The organism is Telmatospirillum siberiense (assembly GCF_002845745.1).
Classification (GTDB): Bacteria; Pseudomonadota; Alphaproteobacteria; order Rhodospirillales; family Magnetospirillaceae; genus Telmatospirillum; species Telmatospirillum siberiense.
Genome location: NZ_PIUM01000010.1, coordinates 119,716 through 140,333, shown reverse-complemented (window position 1 = coordinate 140,333; position 20,618 = coordinate 119,716). Strand labels below are relative to the sequence as shown.

Sequence of the window (20,618 nt, the reverse complement as noted above, 5' to 3'; positions counted from 1 at the left end):
GGTTTCAGACGCTGCGCAACAAGGCCAGCTGGATGCGGGCGAAGAACCAGCTAAGCAAGGGATAGAAAAACAAGGTCATCAGAAATTCGAACATCACCGCACGCGGTTCCAGGGTATGGCCCAGCAGCAACGAGACCAGAAGCCACTGAAGGGCCAGGGCGCAGGCGCTGACCAGACCGAATCCCCACCAGGCGATACGAAATGGTTTCCCGTGGAAAAATCGCCGCTGCGAGGCGGTCATCCCCTGCGCCAGAAGATAGATCAGCGACGAGACCCCGAGGGGCAGGCCCGCGATGACGTCGTTCAGCAGCCCGAGGCCGAAAGCCAAGGCCGGCGGCATCAGATCAGGCCGATAGATCGACCAGTAATAGATGCCGATCAACGGCAGCAAAGGCACCACGGCGGCGAACCCGGGAAGTCTCGTCGGCAACGCATTGATCAAAATCAGCAGCAGAACCGACCCCACCGGCAACAGATGTCGGAACCATTGATCAATTCGCTGAAGCAGCGTTCCCTTCACCGCTCCCGGCCTTCGGAGGGTGGATCCGACGGCATGATGCCCGCCAAGCCGTAATCCACTACCGTCACATACTCCAACTGATAGCGATGCACGAAGGGTTCGACCCGGACGATTCCATCCTGCACCGAGGAAACCACGCCGATCGGCAATCCCGGCGGAAAGGCGCCGCCATGACCGGAACTGACCACGCGGTCACCCGGCGCGGCATTGGTGTTGGACGACAGATAGCTCAGTCGCGGCCGGTCCGAATTGTCGCCGGTCAGGATCGCCTTGGCCCGCGAATTCTCCAGGATCACCGGAATGTGGCTGTTGATGTCGGTCAGCAGCAATACCCGGGCCGATCTCTGGCCGACCTCGGCGATGCGGCCCACCAGGAATTCCCCGGCGATGACCGCCTGTCCCTTGCGGATCCCCTCGCGGCTACCGGAATTGATCAGCATGGAATGGACGAAGGCGCCGCCGGTATCGCCGACCACCCGCGTGGTGACGAAGGACGGATCGGGGTCGGGAATGAAATTGAGCTGGCCGCGCAGGGCGCGGTTTTCGTTATCGAGCTGGCGGGCCAGGGTCTGCCAATGCATGAGATTGGCATTCTCCTCGCGCAATCGGACGTTTTCCGCGCGAAGCGTCGCCAGTTCGCGGACCGCGCCGACCACCTCGGCGATGGTGCTGGCCGGACGGGACATGACGTCGAGAATGGGCACCACCGTATCGCTGACCGCCAGGCGCAGGCGCTCGACCAGAACGGTATCGGCCTTGCCCAGCAACATCAGCCCGAAGGATGCCATCGCCAAAGCAAGAAAAGTGAAGCGTTGAGCGAGCAATCTCAGCGTCGCCAGACGTCCCAGCGCTCCCGAATGCTGCTTCACACCCTACCTCCTCCCGAAGCCCTTCCGGGCTTTCGGTCAGTACATGCTGGTCAGAACATTTTTCAGTTTCGGCATTTCTTCCAAGGCCCGACCGGTGCCCAACGCCACGCAGGACAACGGATCGTCGGCGATCGACACCGGCAGGCCGGTGGCGTGACGCAGTACGAAATCGAGATTGGACAGAAGCGCTCCGCCGCCCGTCAGAACGATGCCCTTGTCGACGATGTCGGCGGCGAGTTCGGGGGCCGTATGCTCAAGGGCGACCTTGACCGCCTCGATGATGGCGCCGACCGGTTCGGCCAGGCTTTCCGCGATCTGGCGTTCGGAAATGATCAATTCCTTCGGCACGCCGTTCATCAGGTCGCGGCCCTTGATCTCCATGGTCCGGCCCTCGCCGTCTTCCGGCGGGCAGGCGGATCCGATTTCCTTCTTGATGCGTTCGGCCGAGCCTTCGCCCACCAGCAGGTTATGGTTGCGGCGGATGTAGGCGATGATCGCCTCATCCATCTTGTCGCCGCCGACGCGCACGGACCGCGAATAAACGATACCGCCCAGGGACAGCACGGCGACCTCGGTGGTGCCGCCACCGATGTCGACCACCATCGAACCGGTCGGCTCGGTGACCGGAAGACCGGCGCCGATCGCCGCCGCCATCGGCTCTTCGATCAGAAAGACACGGCGGGCGCCGGCGCTTTCTGCCGATTCCTGAATGGCGCGGCGTTCCACGGCGGTCGAACCCGAGGGGACGCAAACGATGACCAGGGGGCTGGCGAAGCTGCGGCGGTTGTGCACCTTGCGGATGAAGTGCTTGATCATCTCCTCGGCGACTTCGAAGTCGGCGATCACGCCGTCGCGCAAGGGACGGATGGCCTGGATGTAACCGGGAGTTCGACCCAGCATCATCTTGGCTTCGTCGCCGACCGCCAGCACCTTCTTCTTGCCCTTCTCCTCGGCGATGGCCACTACCGATGGTTCATTGAGGACGATGCCGCGTCCCTTAACATAGACCAGCGTATTGGCGGTCCCCAGATCGATCGCCATGTCTGCGGACATCCACCCAGTCACTCTGGAAAACATCATGCCTCACTCAATACCGTGCGTTTGCGTTGCAACAATGCCGGAGGTCGCCCCCCGGCATCGCATTCCTTTGGGCCAGTGTCATGGCGGCAATGGGTGATACCCGGCATCATGTCGGCACCACAACACTTTTCATAACGGTCGTCTGCCTTTTTCGACATTTTCCAGCGCCGAACCGTTTGGCCGATCCCCCTTGTCCGCGAAAAGTTTCACGGGCGCATTTATATCAGGCCCTCAAGGCTTCCGGAGCGGTTTTTTGCCGTTTCACCAACAATTTGTTCAAAGCGTTGACGTAAGCTCTGGCCGACGCCACCAGGGTATCGGTATCGGCCCCCTGACCACTGACCGTCTTGCCGTCCTCTTCCAACCTTACGGCGACTTCCGCCTGCGCGTCGGTACCCTGCGTCACGGCCTGCACCTGGTAGAGCTGAAGGCGCGCCGGATGCGGAAAAAGCTCCTGAATGGCGTGGAATGTCGCATCCACCGGACCGTCGCCGGTCGACCGGACGCGCCGCGCCACACCATCGATTTCCAGTTCCAGATCGGCATAGGGGGGCTGCTTGGAGCCACACAGAACTTCGAGCGACAGGAAACGGATCCGTTGAACGGTTCCGACACCGGCGTCCCCGAGCAACGCCTGAACATCCTCGTCAAATACGTCTTTTTTACGGTCGGCCAGATCCTTGAACCGGCGAAAGGCGTCTTCGATCGCGTTATCGCCCAGCGAATAACCCAGGGTCTTCAGTTTGTCCTTGAAGGCGGCCCGGCCGGAATGCTTGCCCAGCACCAGGGTTGACTGATTGAGGCCGACCGACTCGGGCGTCATGATCTCGTAGGTCTGGGCGTTCTTCAGCATTCCGTCCTGATGGATGCCGGATTCGTGAGCGAAGGCGTTCTTGCCGACGATCGCCTTGTTCGGCTGGACGAAGATACCGGTAATGGTCGACACCAACCGGGACGCCCGGGTGATCAATTCCGTCTTGATTCCGGTGGTGTAGGGCAGGCGGTCGGCACGGGTCTTCAACCCCATGACGATTTCTTCCAGGGCCGCGTTGCCGGCCCGTTCGCCCAGGCCGTTGATGGTGCATTCCACCTGCCGGGCGCCGGCCTTGACGGCGGCCAGGGAATTGGCCACGGCGAGCCCCAGATCGTTGTGACAGTGCACCGACAGGATGGCCTTGTCGATATTGGGCACGCGCTCGATCAGCATGGCGATGAGGGCGGCATATTCGTCGGGCACGGTATAACCGACGGTATCGGGAATATTGATGGTCCGGGCCCCGGCGGCGATCGCGGCCTCGACGCAGCGGCAAAGGAAATCGTGTTCGGTGCGCGAACCGTCCTCGGCCGACCATTCGACGTCATCGACCAGATTGCGGGCCAGGGTAACGCTCTCGGTCACCGCCTCCAGCACGCGCTCGGGCGCCATCTGCAATTTGTATTTCATATGCAGCGGCGAGGTCGAAATGAAGGTATGGATGCGTTTCAGGGGCGCCGGACGGATGGCTTCGGCACAGCGCTCGATATCGTTGCGGGTCGCCCGCGCCAGTCCGCAGATGGTCGAGCGGGTAACGATGCCGGCGATCTTCGAAACGGCCTCGAAATCGCCGTTGGAGGCGATGGGAAACCCGGCCTCGATCACATCGACGCCCATCTCCTCGAGCAGGGATGCCACGCCCAGTTTTTCCTCGAGATTCATCGAGGCGCCGGGCGACTGTTCGCCGTCGCGCAAGGTGGTATCGAAAATAACGATTCGGTCCTGATCCATCTGCCTGCTCATCGCCGGGATCCTCGCAAGATCGCCTCAGTCAATGCCGATCGCACCGGGCGCCAGGCTCCAAGGGCGGCCTCGCGCGTGGCGTCTTCGCTCGCCGGAGCACAGGGACCGGAAGGCGAATTGTCGATGGGCGGGCATCAGAGGGTGGCGACAAAGGGGGCATGATACGGGGGAAGGGTGCGATTTCATTCCGTCCGACGTCCGACCATACTTTCTTGCCCACCCGTGCTCTCGACCGGCATTACATAGGATGGCGATCAATAGGAAGTATGTAAGAATAATTGTCAATACTGATAGTTGGCGTTTTGTGTGATGATGGGATTCGAACCTCGTTTCGAATCGGTGGGCGGGCGCGACGCGCCGCTTATAAATCGATTAAACCGATTTATAAATCACATCTTATTCGTTTCCATCGATCATTTTCCCAATCTAGGCTGCCTCGACGTTGTCTCCGACGACGACACCAACGGATTAAAAAAATCCCAAATGCGAATGGAGCCGATATGGAAAACGACAGCAAGTGCCCGGTGACCGGCGGGTCCCACAAGCGCACGGGGGGGAGGCCTCAGTCGAATCAGGACTGGTGGCCCAATCAGCTGAACCTGAAGATTCTCAATCAGAACTCTCCCCTGTCCGATCCCATGGGAGAGGACTTCAATTACGCCGATGAGTTCAAAAGCCTCGACCTGGACGCAGTCATCAAGGACCTCCATGCCTTGATGACGGACTCGCAGGATTGGTGGCCCGCGGACTTTGGCCATTATGGGCCGTTGTTCATCCGGATGGCCTGGCACAGCGCGGGCACCTACCGCGTCGGCGACGGCCGCGGCGGCGCCGGCTCCGGCACGCAGCGCTTCGCGCCGCTCAACAGCTGGCCGGACAACGTGAACCTCGACAAGGCGCGCCGCCTGCTCTGGCCGGTCAAGCAGAAGTACGGCCGGAAAATCTCCTGGGCCGACCTGATGATTCTCGCCGGCAACGTCGCCCTGGAATCGATGGGATTCAAGACGTTCGGGTTCGGCGGCGGGCGCGCGGACGTCTGGGAGCTGGAAGAGGACATCTACTGGGGCCCCGAGGGCAAGTGGCTGGCGGACGAGCGCTACAGCGGCGAGCGCGACCTCGAGAATCCTCTCGCCGCCGTGCAGATGGGCCTGATCTATGTGAATCCGGAAGGCCCGAACGGCAATCCCGATCCGCTCGCCGCCGCCAAGGACATTCGCGAGACCTTCGCGCGCATGGCCATGAACGACGAGGAGACCGTCGCGCTGATCGCCGGCGGCCACACCTTCGGCAAAACCCACGGCGCCGGCGATGCCTCGCTGGTCGGCCCGGAACCGGAAGCCGCCGGCATCGAGGAACAGGGCCTCGGCTGGAAGAGCGCATTCGGCACCGGCAAGGGGGGGGACGCGATCGGCAGCGGCCTGGAAGTCATCTGGACCACGACGCCGACGAAGTGGAGCAACAACTTCTTCTGGAACCTGTTCGGCTATGACTGGGAACTGACCAAAAGCCCGGCCGGCGCGCATCAGTGGCAACCGAAGCATGGCGCGGGCTCCGATTCGGTGCCGGATGCGCACGACCCGTCGAAGCGTCACGCCCCTTCCATGCTGACCACCGACCTCGCCTTGCGGTTTGACCCTGCTTACGAGAAGATTTCAAGGCGTTTCCATGAGAATCCGGATCAGTTCGCCGACGCGTTCGCCCGGGCGTGGTTCAAGCTGACGCACCGCGACATGGGCCCGATCGCCCGTTACCTCGGCCCGCTCGTTCCCAAGGAACCGCTGCTGTGGCAAGACCCCATCCCCGCCGTGGAGCATCCGCTGATCGGGGAACAGGACATTGCCGCCCTGAAGGTGAAAATCCTCGCATCCGGCCTGTCCATCGCCGAACTGGTCACCACGGCCTGGGCCTCGGCGTCGACATTCCGCGGCAGCGACAAGCGCGGCGGGGCGAATGGGGCGCGCATCCGCCTCGCGCCGCAAAAGGATTGGGAGGTCAACCAGCCGGCCGAACTGGCGAAGGTTCTACAAACGCTGGAGGCGATCCAGAAGGATTTCAACGCTGCGCAATCCGGCGGGAAGACGGTGTCGCTGGCGGACCTGATCGTTCTGGGCGGCGGCGCGGCCATCGAGGAAGCGGCGAAGAAAGCCGGACAGGCGGTGACGGTTCCCTTCACCCCCGGACGCACGGAAGCATCGCAGGAGCAGACCGATGCGCACTCGTTCGCCGCGCTGGAGCCGATCGCGGACGGATTCCGCAACTACTTCCGGAAAGGCCATCCGGGATCGGCGGCGGACCTGCTGGTGGATCGGGCTAGTCTGCTGACGCTGACCGCTCCCGAGATGACGGTTCTCGTCGGCGGCTTGCGCGTCCTGAATACCAACGTCGGGCACTCCGAATACGGTGTCTTCACCAAGCGTCCGGAGACATTGACCAACGATTTCTTCGTGAACCTGCTCGACATGGGGACGCGCTGGCAGAAGTCCGCCACATTCGAAAACGTGCTGGAAGGGCGCGATCGGGCGACGGGCGAACTCAAGTGGACGGGCACCGTCGTCGATCTCGTCTTCGGCTCGAACTCCCAGCTCCGGGCCATCGCGGAAGTCTATGGAAGCGCCGACTCGCAGCAGGCGTTCGTGCGTGATTTCGTGGCGGCCTGGACCAAGGTGATGAACCTTGATCGCTTCGACCTGGCCTGATCTCCGGCGGAGAACGGGGGGGGGACAGACCCCTCTCCCCCGACACCTGTCGGATTCGCGCATCTCTATTTTTATTGTACTATCAAGATATTAGAGCGGTTTTCGATCGTATTGGATCATCGTTTTTTCCGTCACCCCCGGACTTGATCCGGGGGTCCATGGATTGCCGGGTCAAGCCCGGCAATGACGAAAAGGTAAGTGACCCAACGTGGTCGTAAATCGCTCTAGCCGTCATTGCGAGGAGCGGAGCGACGCGGCCTCAATACTCTAATTGCGGCTCTTGTCGACCAGCTTGTTCTTGCCGATCCACGGCATCATGCCGCGCAGCTTTTCGCCGACCGCCTCGATCTGATGCTCGCCCTCGATGCGCCGGGTGGCCTTGAAGGAGGGCTGACCGGCCTTGCATTCCAGCATCCAATCGCGCACGAAGCGACCGGACTGAATGTCGGCCAACACCCGCTTCATCTCGGCCTTGGTCTCGTCGTTGACGATCCGCGGGCCGGAAACGTAGTCGCCGTATTCGGCGGTGTTGGAGATCGAATAACGCATGTTGGCGATGCCGCCCTCGTAGATCAGATCGACGATCAGCTTCACTTCATGCAGACATTCGAAATAGGCCATTTCCGGAGCATAACCGGCTTCCACCAGGGTTTCGAAGCCGGTCTTGATCAGCTTGGAGAGACCGCCGCAGAGAACGGCCTGCTCGCCGAACAAATCGGTCTCGCATTCCTCGCGGAAGGTCGTCTCGATGATGCCCGAGCGGCCGCCACCGATGGCCGACGCATAGGAAAGCGCCAGTTCAAGGCCATTTCCCGAGGCGTTCTGCGCCACGGCGACCAGGCAGGGAACCCCGCCGCCCTTCAGATATTCGCCACGCACGGTGTGGCCGGGGCCCTTCGGGGCGATCATGAAGACGTCGAGGTCGGGACGCGGCTCGATCAGCTTGAAATGGACGGCGAGACCGTGGGCGAAGACCAGGGCGGCGCCCTGCTTCAGATTGTCCTTCAGATCGCTGACATAGAGATCGGCCTGCAGCTCGTCCGGCGTCAGGATCATCACGATATCGGCCCATTTGGCGGCTTCCGCCGGTGTCAGAACCTTCAGGCCCTCGCCTTCGGCCTTCTTGATGCTGGTCGAACCGGGGCGCAGGCCCACGGCCACCTCCTTGACACCCGAATCGCGAAGGTTGAGCACATGGGCGTGGCCCTGGCTGCCATAGCCGATGACGGCAACCTTCTTCGACTTGATCAGATTGACGTCGGCATCCCGATCGTAATAAACGCGCATACTATTGTCCTTCCTTCACCTTGCCCTCAGGGCCAAACAGGGTAATCAACGACAGCGGCCCCGCCCCTACGGGAACGGGCCACGACGAATTCCAGTGGGACTCCTAAATCGGATTGGGTCCCCGTGCAATGGCGACGACGCCCGTCCGCGAGACATCGACCAATCCCAGCGGCTCCATCAGATGGATGAAGGCGTCGAGCTTGTCGGTCGCCCCGACGATCTCGAAGACGAAGGAATCGTTGGTGGAGTCCACCGCGCGAGCCCGGAAGATGTCGGCGATCCGCAACGATTCCACACGCTTTTCGCCGATCCCGGCGACCTTGACGAGAGCCAGCTCGCGCGAAACCGACGGTCCTTCGATGGTCAGATCGGAAACCTTGTGGACGGGAACCAACCGGCCCAACTGGGCCTTGATCTGCTCGATCACCATCAAGGTCCCCGAGGTGACGATGGTGATCCTGGAGAGCTGTTCGCGCGGATCGACCTCGGCCACCGTCAGGCTTTCGATATTGTAGCCGCGCCCCGAAAACAGACCGATGACCCGCGCCAGCACGCCCGCCTCGTTATCGACCAGGATGGCGATGGTATGACGGCGGATTTCCTGTTGTTGCAAAACCATTCCTCGAACTCCCCCGTCAGACCAGGATCATGCCGTCTTCGGAAACGGCGTTGTCCGTTTCGTCCTTCGGTCCGAGCAGCATTTCATTATGCGCCGCCCCCGACGGAATCATCGGGAAACAGTTTTCCGCAGAATCGACGCAGCAATCGACGATCACCGGCCGGTCGATGGCGATCATCTGGTCGATGACGCCGTCCAGGTCGGCAACCGTCTCGGCGCGCAAGCCCACGGCGCCGAAGGCGTCGGCGAGCTTGACGAAATCGGGAAGCGAGCCCGAATAGCTTTCCGAATAACGTCCGCCATGCAGCAGTTCCTGCCACTGGCGCACCATGCCCATATACTGGTTGTTGAGGATGAACACCTTCACCGGCAACCGGTATTGCGCCAGGGTGGCCATTTCCTGGATGTTCATCTGGATCGAGGCCTCGCCGGCGATGTCGATGACCAGCGAGTCGGGATGGGCGATCTGCACACCCATGGCCGAGGGCAGGCCATAGCCCATGGTTCCCAGTCCGCCCGAGGTCAACCACCGTCCCGGCGTCTCGAACTTGTAGAACTGCGCCGCCCACATCTGATGCTGACCGACCTCGGTGGTGATGTAGGTGTCGCGGTCCCTGGTCTTTTCGTAGAGCCGCTGGATGGCGTATTGCGGCTTGATGATCTTGCCGCCTTGCGTGTAGTGGAGGCAATCCTTGGTCCGCCACTGCTCGATCTGCGCCCACCACGCCCGCAGCGCCTTGCCGTCGACGTGAATCTGCCGGGCCTTCCACACCTTGATCATGTCTTCAAGGACATAGGCGATATCGCCGACGATCGGAATATCCACCACGACATTCTTGTTGATCGACGACGGATCGATATCGATATGGATCTTCCGCGAATTTGGCGAGAAGGCGTTCAAACGCCCGGTGACGCGGTCGTCGAAACGGGCGCCGACGCAGATCATCACGTCGCAGCCATGCATGGCCAGGTTGGCCTCGTAGGTGCCGTGCATGCCCAGCATGCCCAGCGACAAGGGATCGGACCCGGGGAAGCTGCCCAGACCCATCAAGGTCTGGGTACAGGGAAAGCCGGTCATCTTCACGAACTGGTTGAGAAGCTGGCAGGCCGCCGGCCCCGAATTGACCACGCCGCCGCCGACGTAGAAGATCGGGCGCTTGGCCTCGGCGATCAGCGCGACGGCCTCCTCGATGGCCTTGAGATCGCCCTTGATCTGCGGACGGTAGCTCTTGTGCTTGACCTTGGCCGGGCCGACATACTCGCCCTTGCCGACCAGGACGTCCTTCGGCAGATCGACCACCACCGGGCCGGGCCGGCCGGTACGCGCCACATAAAAGGCCTCGTGCACGACACGGGCGACCTGGGCAACGTCCTTGACCAGGTAATTGTGTTTGGTACAGGGCCGGGTGATGCCCGTGGTATCGGCTTCCTGAAAAGCGTCGTTGCCGATCAGATGGGTGGGCACCTGGCCCGTCAGACAGACGAGCGGCACCGAATCGCACAGGGCGTCGAGCAAACCGGTCACCGCGTTGGTCGCCCCCGGCCCCGAGGTCACCAGGACCACGCCCACCTTGCCGGTGGACCGCGCATAACCTTCGGCGGCATGCACCGCCGCCTGCTCATGGCGGACCAGGATATGGCGAAGCCGGTTCTGCTTGAAAAGCTCGTCATAGAGCGGAAGTACGGCGCCGCCGGGATACCCGAAAATAACCTCAACGCCCTGGTCGACCAGCGCTTTGAGGACTAATTCCGCTCCCGTCATCGTTTCCGTACTCATCTCATCCGGCCCTTTCGCCACGTGACCATATCATCGAACAAACCGACCTCTCGCATGCGCGAGAAGTCCGCAAAGACGGCAAGCTAGACTCTCATTCGGTCTCGGTCAACAGAAACTGACGAATAATTGGCAAGATTCCATCTTCCAAACTTTCCGAAAGTTGCGCGCCTATAATCTGATCGGCGGTCAGCTGGTGGCGAAACCACGTCATCTGACGCTTGGCATACCGCCGCGTCGCCTGTTGCGCCGCCGCCACGGCCGCCTCCAGCGCCATCTCGCCCCGCAGATGGGCGGCCAGTTCGCCGAAGCCCAACGCCCGCAGAATGGGTAGAGCCGGATCGAGGCGGCATTCCAGCAGGGCATGCACTTCCGCCAGCGCCCCCTGGCCGATCATGGCGGCGAAACGGGCGTCGCAGCGGGCGTAAAGACGCTCGCGCGGCGGCATGACGAGCAGGGTGAAAAAACGGGCATCGAGCGCCGGCGTCGCCGGTTCGGCCTGCCAGTCGGCCAGCGAACGGCCGGTCGCGATCTTCACCTCCCACGCCCGCATCAGCCGCTGGCTGTTGGACGGATGCAGTCGTGCCGCCATCACCGGATCGATTTCGGCGAGAGCCCGATGAAAGGCCGCGTTCCCCATCACGGCGAAACGTTCGCGAGTCTCGGCCCGAACCAAGTCCGGCACGTCGGGCACCGGCGAGAGCCCTTCCATCAGCGCCTTGAGATAAAGGCCGGTGCCGCCGACGACCACCGGCAGACGTCCCGCCGCCCGGGCCTCTCCGCAAGCCTCGGCCGCCAGAGCGCACCACCGCCCGGCCGAGCAGACTTCCGATGGAGGCAGGACCCCGTAAAGACGATGCGGCACCCGCCCCGCGTCCTCGGCCGACGGCTGGGCGGTCAGGACGCGCAAGCCATCATAGACCTGCATGGAATCGGCATTGATGACGATTCCATCGAAGGTTTCAGCGATCTTGAGGGCCAGGGCCGACTTTCCCGACGCGGTCGGCCCGGCGATAACGACGACTTTGTTCATCTCAGCTCCGCCCAGGGGCCGCGTCACCCCTCGCCCCATGTGGGCCAGGGCGTGTGGACATTCGGCAATCGGCCGGATGCACTCCGGTTTTTGATCAACCACCAAGACACCAAGGCACCAAGGCGTTCCCCGAAAGAACGGACGGCAGACCGGGTTGCAGCGCCGCAGGCTTTCGCGCAGCACAGACGGTTGGACGGGAAAACGCCTGCGGCGCGCTCCGTCGCCTTGGTGCCTTGGTGTCTTGGTGGTTAAATGCCTTTCAAGCCATTGGGAAACCACGGGGAACAAGAGAGGCTGCAAGGCCGTTGTTTATCAGCTCCAGTCCAATGGATAGGACACCATGCCGTCGGCGAGTTTGGGTTCGAACCAGGTGGATTTGGGCGGCATCACCTGCCCGGCGTCGGCCACCGCGACCAGATCCTCCATGCGGGTGGCGAACAGGGCGAAGGCCGCCGCCATTTCGCCCGAATCGACCCGCTTTTCCAATTCGCCCAGCCCGCGCTTGCCCCCGACGAAATCGATGCGCTTGTCCTTGCGCAGATCGTGGATGCCCAGCACCGGCGCCAGCAGGCGGTCGGTGAGCAGGCTGACGTCGAGGCGGGCCACGGGATCGGCGGGTACGGCGTTTTTCAAACCCAGGCGATACCATTGCCCGGGCAGATAGAGCCCGATGGTCCGGGGCTCGTTGGGCCGGGCCTGTCCGGAGACCGGCAGGACGGTGAATTCCGAGGCCAGCGCGGCGAGGAAGGCATCCCGCGACAGGCCGTTGAGATCGCGGACCACGCGGTTGTAATCGAAGATCTTCATCTCTTCGATGGGGAAGCTCACCACCAGGAAGGACTGGCTGGGCGAATCGTCGGCGGCGCCGGCGGCACGGCGGGCCGCGGCAACACGCGAGGCGGCGGCGGAGCGGTGATGACCGTCGGCGATATAGACCGCCGGCATGGCCTCGAACGCCGCGACGATGGCTTCGATGTCGGCCGCCGCGTCGACCACCCACAGGCTATGGACATTGCCGTCGACGGCCTCCACCCGATAAGCGGGCGCGCCGGCCACGACGCGGGCGACCACCCCGGCCAGGGCCGGGCTGTTGCGATGGGCCAGAAGAACCGGGCCGGTCTGGGCGTTGCAGGCGTCGATCTGGCGGACCCGGTCGTCCTCCTTGTCGGGACGGGTGAATTCGTGCTTACGGATCCGATTGACGTCATAGGCCGCCACGGAACCGCCGCCGACGATGCCGGTCTGCACATGATCGCCCATTTCCAAACGGTAAATATAGAAGCAGGGCGCGCCGTCCCGCCGCAGAACCCCCTCGGCGACCATACGGCCCAGATTTTCGGCGGCCTTGGCGTAAACGGCCGGAGAATAGACGTCTGTCCCCGCCGGCAGATCGATCTCCGGCTTCGAGATATGCAGGAAGCTCCAGGCCTTTCCCTCCGCGAGAAGGCGGGCCTCGTCGCTGGTCAGGACGTCATAGGGCGGAGCGGCGACTTCGGCGGCATGGGCGGCGGCGGGACGAAGACCGGGAAAGGGGCGAAGCAACGGCACGGACATGGCGGCTAACTTCCAATCGCTCGGGGACGGGTCTTGTCTCTTAGTCCAACCGGGGTGCGGCGCCAAGACCTTCTTTATTCGCGGCGACGGGTAAGGAGATTCGTCCCGCCGGAGCCCCCTCTTATTAACCGTAACTTGCCAGCGCCCCCACAGGCCCGCTAGAAGCTCTCTTCATGGATCACGTACTCACCCTGATCGACGCCGACGGCGGGTTGGACGATGCCGCGACAACGCGGATCCGCTCCACCTTGACCGATCTGGGAGCCGATACGCTGTCGGCGCGATGGCTGGCCGAAGGCCGGGCCGTCGACCTTCCCTTCACACTGCTGGCCCCCGATCAGGCCGAGGCGGCGGCACGCCGGCTGCTGGCCGGCCGGCCCGTCGACGTCATCGCCCAACCCGCCGAACATCGCAGGAAGATGCTGCTGCTGGCCGACATGGACAGCACCATGGTCGTCGGCGAAACCTTGGATGAATTGGCCGATTTCGCCGGGTTGAAGGCCGAGATTTCGGCCATCACCGCCCGCGCGATGAACGGCGAGATCGACTTCGCCGGCGCCTTCCGCGAACGCGTCGGCCGCTTGGCCGGGCTTTCCGCGGCCTGTCTCGAGGAAACGTTTCAACGCCTCGACATGATGCCGGGCGGGCCGACCCTTGTCGCCACCATGAAGACGGCGGGCGCCTATACCGTCCTGGTTTCCGGCGGGTTTCGCTTTTTCACCGGGCGGGTTCGGGAACGGTGCGGCTTCGACCGTGATATCGGCAATGACATCGAAATCGCCGACGCTCGCCTGACCGGACGAGTCATCGAACCGATCATCGACCGCGGCGGCAAATTGCAGAACCTGACCGCCATCGCCGGGGAACGCCGCCTGCCCCTTTCGCTGAGTCTTGCCGTCGGCGACGGCGCCAACGATCTCGAGATGATCGACGCCGCCGGCCTCGGCGTCGCCTTCCATGCCAAGCCGGTGGTCGCCGCCCAGGCCCGCGCCCGTGTGGACTACAACGATCTGACCGCTCTTCTATTCGCCCAGGGTTACCGCGAAGACGAATTCGTCGGCTGACGCCAAGGGTGAACGGAAAAAACGATCCCGGCCCGGCGTTCGAATGATGGCCAAGGCCAGTCCATAAAGAGAGCCGACAAGATCCCTTTATCAACGCCGGTCGATAGTCTCATTCATTCTTTGGAATTATAGTAGTTCAGGCATCAAGACCCCGCGATAGGGCCTTTATGTCTGAATAAAACGATTACGCGTGGGCATTTCCTAACCGCCCCGTCCTCTTGTTGGAATTACCTGTTCGCCGTTTTTTTCGACGGGCCGTCGGTTTTCGCCTCGCACAAGGCGACCGGGCGCCGATGAGGGGATATTTGACTGATGATCCGTTTTCTCCCGACCCTTTCGCTCGTCCTGCTTTCGTTCGGGTTGGGCATCTTGTTCCCGACAACGGCCATGGCCGGGCTGACCGCCAGCGATCTCAATTTCACTGTGCAATACAATTCGACTGGGAACGCCTCAACAGTATTAAGTCTCTTATCTGGATTCAGTGGAGGAACAGTCACAGGACTCGGAATGTACAATTCAGACTTAAAACATGGGTCACTGGATTTTACTGGAGATAATAACTATAGTATTTCATATACACCAACAGCTGGATATTACGGATCAGACAGCTTCACCTATTACGGCGAAGACAGCAATCTCAACATAAGCAATTTAGCAACGGTGAGGCTCACCATCCTCCCGCCGACCATTACCGTCTCGCCGACCAGCCTCACCGCCGGGGCGGTCGGTACCGCCTATAGCCAAACCATCATCGCCGGCGGAGGCATGGCGCCCTATTCCTTCGCAACCAGCGTGGCGAGCGGGTCGCTGCCGCCGGGCTTAAGTCTCTCCAGCGGCGGGGTTCTTTCCGGCACGCCGACCACGGCCGGCACTTACAGCTTCACCGTCAGCGGCACCGACAGCAGCACCGGCGGCGGCCCCGTCTCCTTCACCAGCGGCACCCTTTCGCTCACCATCTACGGCCCACCGGTGGCCGGCGCCAAAACCGCCGCGACCGCCTACAACACGGCGACGACCATCGATGTCAGTGGGGTCATCACCGGCGGCCCGGCCACCTCCGTGGCCGTGGCGGCCGGCCCCGGCCATGGCACCACCTCGGTCAATGGCACGACGATCACCTATACCCCGGCAACGGGTTATGCGGGTTCCGACAGTTTCACCTACACGGCGACAGGCCCGGGAGGCACCTCGGCACCGGCCACCGTCTCGCTCAGCGTCGGCGCTCCGACGCTGTCGCTTGCGCCCGCCAGCCTTGCGACGGGAACGGTGGCTGCCGCCTACAGCCAGTCCGCCTCGGCGAGTGGCGGCGCCGCGCCCTACAGCTACAGCGTGATCGCCGGCGCCCTGCCCGCCGGACTGTCCCTGACCGCCGGCGGCACGCTTTTCGGAACGCCCACGGCCGCGGGAACCTTTTCCTTCACCATCCAGGCGCAGGACAGCAGCAGCGGAAGCGGCCCCTTCACCGTAGACCGGGCCTACAGCCTCACTATCGCCGCGCAAGCCCCGGTGGCCGGCACGAAAAGCGTCGCCGCCGCCTATGGCGCCGCCACCGCCATCGATCTCGGCTCCGTCATCACCGGCGGGCCCGCCACCTCGGTCGCCATCGCGGCCACCCCCGGCCATGGAACGGCGGCGGCCAGCGGCACGACCATCACCTATACCCCGACCACCGGCTATTACGGCGCGGACAGCTTCACCTACACCGCCACCGGACCGGGAGGCACCTCGTTGGCGGCAGCCGTGACGATCACGGTCGGCGCGCCGTCGATCGCCGTTTCGCCCACAACCCTTGCGGCGGGAACCGTGGCGACCGCCTACGGCCAGACGCTGACCGCCAGCGGCGGCAAGTCGCCCTATTCCTTCTCCACCACCGTGGCAAGCGGCGCCCTGCCGCCGGGCTTGAGCCTGTCCGCAACCGGCCTTGTCTCCGGCACGCCGACCACGGCCGGCAGCTACAGCTTCACCGTCAGCGGCACCGACAGCAGCACGGGCTCGGGTCCGGCAACCTTCACCAGCGCCACGATCGCCATCACCATCGGCGCCCAGGCCCCAATTGCCGGCGCCAAAAGCGTGACGACGACCTACAACACGGCGGCAACCATCAGTTTGAGCGCGGCGATTACCGGCGGGCCGGCCACCTCCGTCACCGTTGTCACCGGACCCGGTCATGGAACGGCCGCGGCAAGCGGCACCACCGTGACCTATACGCCGACATCGGGCTATGCGGGATCCGACAGCTTCACCTATACCGCCACCGGACCCGGAGGCACCTCGGCGGCGGCAACCGTGACGATCACGGTCGGCGCGCCGTCGATCACGCTGTCACCCACCTCCCTTGCGGCAGGAACCGTGGCCACGGCCTACAGCCAGACTTTCACGGCAACCGGCGGCACCGCGCCTTACAGTTTCAGTCTTTCCGCCGGCGCCCTGCCATCCGGGCTCGCCCTCTCGACCGCCGGCGTCCTCGCGGGAACGCCCACCGCCGCAGGCACCTATTCCTTCACGGTCAGGGCGCAGGACAGCAGCACCGGAAGCGGCCCCTTCGCCGTAACCCAAAGTTACAGCCTCACCATCGGGCAGGCCGCGCCGGTCGCAACGGCCGACACGGCAACCACCGCCGCCAATCAGGCGGTGAGCATCGCGGTAACCGCCAACGACGCCAATCCGATCACCAGCGTCGCCCTGGCCAGCGGACCGACGCATGGGACCGCCGCCGTCAATGGACTGACCGTCCTCTACACCCCGGCCACCAACTTTTTCGGCACCGACAGCTTCACTTACAAGGCAAGCGGGCCCGGCGGCACCTCGGCGGCGGCCACCGTCACCGTGACGGTCACCCCGCTGGCGGTCCCCACGGCGGGAGGGTTGACCGTCACCACGACGACCAATACGCCGGTCGCCCTCGTCGCCACCGCGACGGCCCAGGGCGCGCCCTTCACCGGCGTGACGCTGACCACCAATCCCGCCCATGGCACCGCGACCGTCAGCGGCTTGCAGATCCTCTACACGCCGCAAGCCGGTTTTACCGGTTCGGACAGCCTCACCTACACATTGGCCAACACGTTCGGCAGCTCGACCCCAGTGACCGCGGCGATCACGGTCAATGTCGCGGCGCAGACCCTGCGCAACGGCGCCGCCTCGTTCACCACCCCGACCCAGACGCCAAAATCGATCACCCTCACCTCGATCGTGCCGACCGATAGCTATCAGTCCGCGACATTGGCCGGATTGTCGCCGCCCAATGCCGGGACCGTCACCATCGTCCAAACGACGACACAGGCCTCGCTCGCCGATCCGTCCTCGCATTGGCTCGCCGAGATGATCGGCGTCAAACCGGCCTTCGCCGACAGTTCATCGGGCCAGGGCTTCGTGCTGACCTTCACGCCGGCCGCCGGATTTCGCGGCCTGGCCGATCTCAGCGTGTCCCTGACCAGCACATCGGGCGCCTCGGTGGCGGCCAACCTGTTCATCACGGTCGGCGCCCCGTCGGAGGATCCATCGTCCGACGCCACCGTGATCGGCCTGCTCACCGCCCAGGTCGAGGCGGCGAAGCGTTTCGCACAGACGCAGATCTCGAACGTCCAGCGACGTCTTGAAGCAATGCACGGCCGCACCGGAGCGACCTTCAGCAACAACCTGCATCTAGGCTTCGGCGATCAGTCTTCCCATCACCCGCACGACGGACTGCCCGAGGATCGGCGGCAGGAGACGCAAGCCTCCGCCGAGGCCGGATCATTCCAGGCTGAGACCAAAGCAGCGGCCAGTCCCGACGCCGAGTGGATCGACCAGCTTCGGCAGCCGTCCGACCTGGCCTTTTGGACCGGCGGCGCCGCCAATTTCGGCCGCCTCGGCAGCACCTCCAGCCGTCTCGGCAACGCCCACACCACCCTTGGCGTCACCTTCGGCGTCGACTACCGGCCAAGCCCAACAACGCTGCTGGGCATTGCCTTCGGCTATAACCGCGAGACGGCCGATATCGGCGGCACCGACAGCCGCAATATCGCGGCGGGCTATACCGCGGCGCTCTATGGCACATTCACTCCGTTCGAAGCGACCTATCTCGATATCATCGGCGGGGGAGGAACCCTCGGCTTCGATAGCCGGCGGGCCCTTGCCAGCAGTACCGATTTCGCCTTGGGCCACCGCGATGGGCAACAGCTCTTCGGTTCGGTCACCGGTTCGCATGCCTGGTCCGACGATGGCCTCAAGATCGCACCCTACGGACGCCTCGACGCCTCTCTCTCGCGGCTCGACGGCTTCACCGAAAGCACGGGGGGCATCTATGCCCTGGCGTTCTCGAGCCAATCTGTCGACACCGTCTCCTCGGCCCTCGGCCTCACGGGCAGCTATGACGTTTCCACCGCCTGGGGCTTGCTGGGTCCGCGCGGCCGCGTCGAATATGTCCACGACTTCGCGGGAAGCAGCACCGCCACCCTGTCCTACGCGTCCGATCTCGCCACCACCTACCGCGCGACCACCACGCCGTCGAACCACAACCATGCCCTGCTCGGCGTCGGGGCCGATCTGCGCATCTCCGCCACCACCTTGTCCCTCGACTATGAGACGAGCTTCTCCAATCAGGGAGAAACCGATCACACGCTGCGCGTCCATCTCAGCACGCCGTTCTGACGTCAAGCACGCGCGAACGGAACGAAAAGAGCGTGGCCCGATCGTCTCGGACCACGCTCTTTTTTCGGATGAAACAACCGACGATGCCAACGCCCGCCGGAAATAGGTTCCCGCCCCACCAGAGAGGCGGGGCGAGGGAGGTTACTGTCCGCCGTCCTTCTTCGACGAGGAGGTGGCGTCGATCTTGAGCGGGACGAAGTGAACGCCGGCTTCGCTCTGCACCAGCAGCAGCACGGACTTGCGGCCGGACTTGCGGGCCGCGTCGATCTTGGCGGCGAGATCGGCGGGAGACTTCACCGCCTCCTGCGAGACTTCGATGATCAGATCGCCGGGCCGGACGCCCTTGTCGGCGGCGGCGCCGGTGGGCTTGACCTCGGTCACCACCACACCCTTGGCGTCATTGCCGAGATCATAACGTTCGCGGAGCGCCGGCGACAGCGGCGCCACCGACAGGCCGAGGCCCGCGATGGCGGTCTGACCGGCATCCTGCTTGGCCGACGGCTTTTCCGCGGCCTTGGCCTGCTCGGTTTCCTCGGCATCGCTCAATTCGCCGACGACGGCCCGAACGGTCAGCTTCTTGCCATCGCGCCAGAGGACGACCTCGGCCTCCCTGTTGATCGGCGTTTCGGCGACGATGCGGGGCAGGCGATGCATTTCGCTGACATCGCGGCCGTCGAAACGAGTGATGACGTCGCCCTTCTTGATCCCGGCCTTGGCCGCCGGACCACCGGGGCTGACATCGGCGACCAGGGCACCGCGCTGCTCCTTCAACCCCAGGCTCTCGGCGATCTCATCCGTCACCGACTGGATGCGCACGCCCAACCAGCCGCGGCGGGCCTTGCCATATTTCTGGAGATCGGTGATCACCGGCTTGGCGAGGTTGGCCGGGATGGCGAAACCGATGCCGATGGACCCGCCGGAAGGCGAGAAGATCGCGGTGTTGATGCCGATCACCTCACCCTTCAGATTGAGCAGGGGGCCGCCCGAATTGCCTTTGTTGATGGCGGCGTCGGTCTGGAGGAAATCGTCATAGGGGCCGGCATTGATATCGCGAGCCCGGGCCGAGATGATGCCGGCGGTCACCGAACCGGCCATCCCGAAGGGATTGCCGATGGCCAGCACCCAGTCGCCGACCCGCATTTCATCGGAATTGCCGAAGCTGATCGCCGGAAGCTTGGTGGGCGCGTTGATCTTCAGCAGGGCGAGATCCGCCTTGGTGTCCCGACCGACGATCTCGGCCTTGTAGGCCTGACCATCCTGGAGGATGGCGGTGATCTCGTCGGCGTCGGCGATGACGTGATTGTTGGTCACCACCAGGCCGGCGGGATCGATGATGAAACCCGACCCAAGGGCGGTGGCCCGCCGGGGCGCCGCATCGGGATTGTTGCCACCCCCGTGCTTATCCATGAAATTCTTGAAGAAGTCCTCGAAGGGCGAACCCGGCGGAAACTGGGGCATGTCGAGCCCCTTGTCGGCGTTCTTCAAAGTCTGGGTGGTGGAGATGTTGACCACCGACGGCAGCAACCGCTCGGCGAGATCGGCGAAACTGTCCGGTGCTGGCGCGGCATTGGCAGCCATTCCCGCCGTCATCATCATGACGGCGACCAGCCCGGTAAGCAGCCATTGGAGGGGCGGCAGGGATGGACGGCTGACGGCGCGGCTCAGGGCGCGGACGGGACGTCTGATGATCACCGAATTGACTCCTCGAATTTAACG

Annotated in this window: 13 protein-coding genes; 3 read left to right on the top strand and 10 right to left on the bottom strand. The window is 63.6% G+C overall.

Going from position 1 to position 20,618, the window contains the following annotated elements; translation table 11 throughout:
• Positions 1-4 precede the first annotated feature (4 nt).
• The 4 genes from mreD to CWS72_RS11040 form a co-directional block, all read right to left on the bottom strand.
• Positions 5-520, bottom strand: a complete 516-nt coding sequence (mreD, locus tag CWS72_RS11055; protein WP_101250662.1) for a rod shape-determining protein MreD — start codon at positions 518-520, stop codon at positions 5-7.
• On the bottom strand, positions 517-1,389 hold the full coding sequence (gene mreC / locus CWS72_RS11050) for a rod shape-determining protein MreC (protein ID WP_101250661.1): 873 nt from the start codon (positions 1,387-1,389) through the stop codon (positions 517-519). Before mreC ends, mreD begins: the two co-directional genes overlap by 4 nt.
• A 36-nt stretch (positions 1,390-1,425) precedes the next feature.
• Positions 1,426-2,466, bottom strand: coding sequence for a rod shape-determining protein (locus CWS72_RS11045; RefSeq protein ID WP_101250677.1), 1,041 nt, complete (start codon positions 2,464-2,466; stop codon positions 1,426-1,428).
• A gap of 226 nt (positions 2,467-2,692) precedes the next feature.
• Positions 2,693-4,234 (bottom strand): 2-isopropylmalate synthase, encoded by a 1,542-nt coding sequence (locus tag CWS72_RS11040; protein WP_101250676.1) that lies wholly within the window; start codon positions 4,232-4,234, stop codon positions 2,693-2,695.
• 512 nt (positions 4,235-4,746) lie between these two features.
• Here CWS72_RS11040 and katG point away from each other — a divergent pair.
• The gene (katG, locus tag CWS72_RS11035; RefSeq protein ID WP_101250660.1) at positions 4,747-6,942 is read left to right on the top strand and encodes a catalase/peroxidase HPI; all 2,196 of its coding nucleotides are present in this window, start codon (positions 4,747-4,749) and stop codon (positions 6,940-6,942) included.
• 267 nt (positions 6,943-7,209) lie between these two features.
• Here katG and ilvC read toward each other — a convergent pair whose 3' ends face one another.
• From ilvC to CWS72_RS11010, 5 genes are all read right to left on the bottom strand, one after another.
• Positions 7,210-8,229: a ketol-acid reductoisomerase gene (gene ilvC, locus CWS72_RS11030; RefSeq protein WP_101250659.1), complete on the bottom strand. Its 1,020-nt coding sequence runs from the start codon at positions 8,227-8,229 to the stop codon at positions 7,210-7,212.
• Positions 8,230-8,332: 103 nt separating this feature from the next.
• On the bottom strand, positions 8,333-8,848 hold the full coding sequence (gene ilvN, locus CWS72_RS11025; protein ID WP_101250658.1) for an acetolactate synthase small subunit: 516 nt from the start codon (positions 8,846-8,848) through the stop codon (positions 8,333-8,335).
• A 16-nt stretch (positions 8,849-8,864) separates the two neighbouring features.
• Positions 8,865-10,625 carry an acetolactate synthase 3 large subunit gene (locus CWS72_RS11020; RefSeq protein ID WP_101250657.1) on the bottom strand — a complete coding sequence of 587 codons (1,761 nt, stop codon included), beginning with the start codon at positions 10,623-10,625 and terminating at the stop codon, positions 8,865-8,867.
• A gap of 91 nt (positions 10,626-10,716) precedes the next feature.
• Positions 10,717-11,694: a tRNA (adenosine(37)-N6)-dimethylallyltransferase MiaA gene (miaA, locus tag CWS72_RS11015; RefSeq protein WP_420824063.1), complete on the bottom strand. Its 978-nt coding sequence runs from the start codon at positions 11,692-11,694 to the stop codon at positions 10,717-10,719.
• Between the two features lie 273 nt (positions 11,695-11,967).
• On the bottom strand, positions 11,968-13,209 hold the full coding sequence (locus tag CWS72_RS11010; protein WP_101250656.1) for a DUF1015 domain-containing protein: 1,242 nt from the start codon (positions 13,207-13,209) through the stop codon (positions 11,968-11,970).
• A gap of 173 nt (positions 13,210-13,382) precedes the next feature.
• Here CWS72_RS11010 and serB point away from each other — a divergent pair, with 173 nt between their 5' ends.
• Both serB and CWS72_RS11000 read left to right on the top strand, forming a co-directional pair.
• The gene (gene serB, locus CWS72_RS11005; RefSeq protein ID WP_101250655.1) at positions 13,383-14,273 is read left to right on the top strand and encodes a phosphoserine phosphatase SerB; all 891 of its coding nucleotides are present in this window, start codon (positions 13,383-13,385) and stop codon (positions 14,271-14,273) included.
• A 660-nt stretch (positions 14,274-14,933) separates the two neighbouring features.
• Positions 14,934-18,902, top strand: coding sequence for an Ig-like domain-containing protein (locus CWS72_RS11000; RefSeq protein ID WP_158240596.1), 3,969 nt, complete (start codon positions 14,934-14,936; stop codon positions 18,900-18,902).
• Between the two features lie 141 nt (positions 18,903-19,043).
• On the opposite strand, the gene CWS72_RS10995 is transcribed toward CWS72_RS11000, so the two are convergent.
• The gene (locus CWS72_RS10995) at positions 19,044-20,594 is read right to left on the bottom strand and encodes a DegQ family serine endoprotease (protein ID WP_241911679.1); all 1,551 of its coding nucleotides are present in this window, start codon (positions 20,592-20,594) and stop codon (positions 19,044-19,046) included.
• Positions 20,595-20,618: the final 24 nt, after the last annotated feature.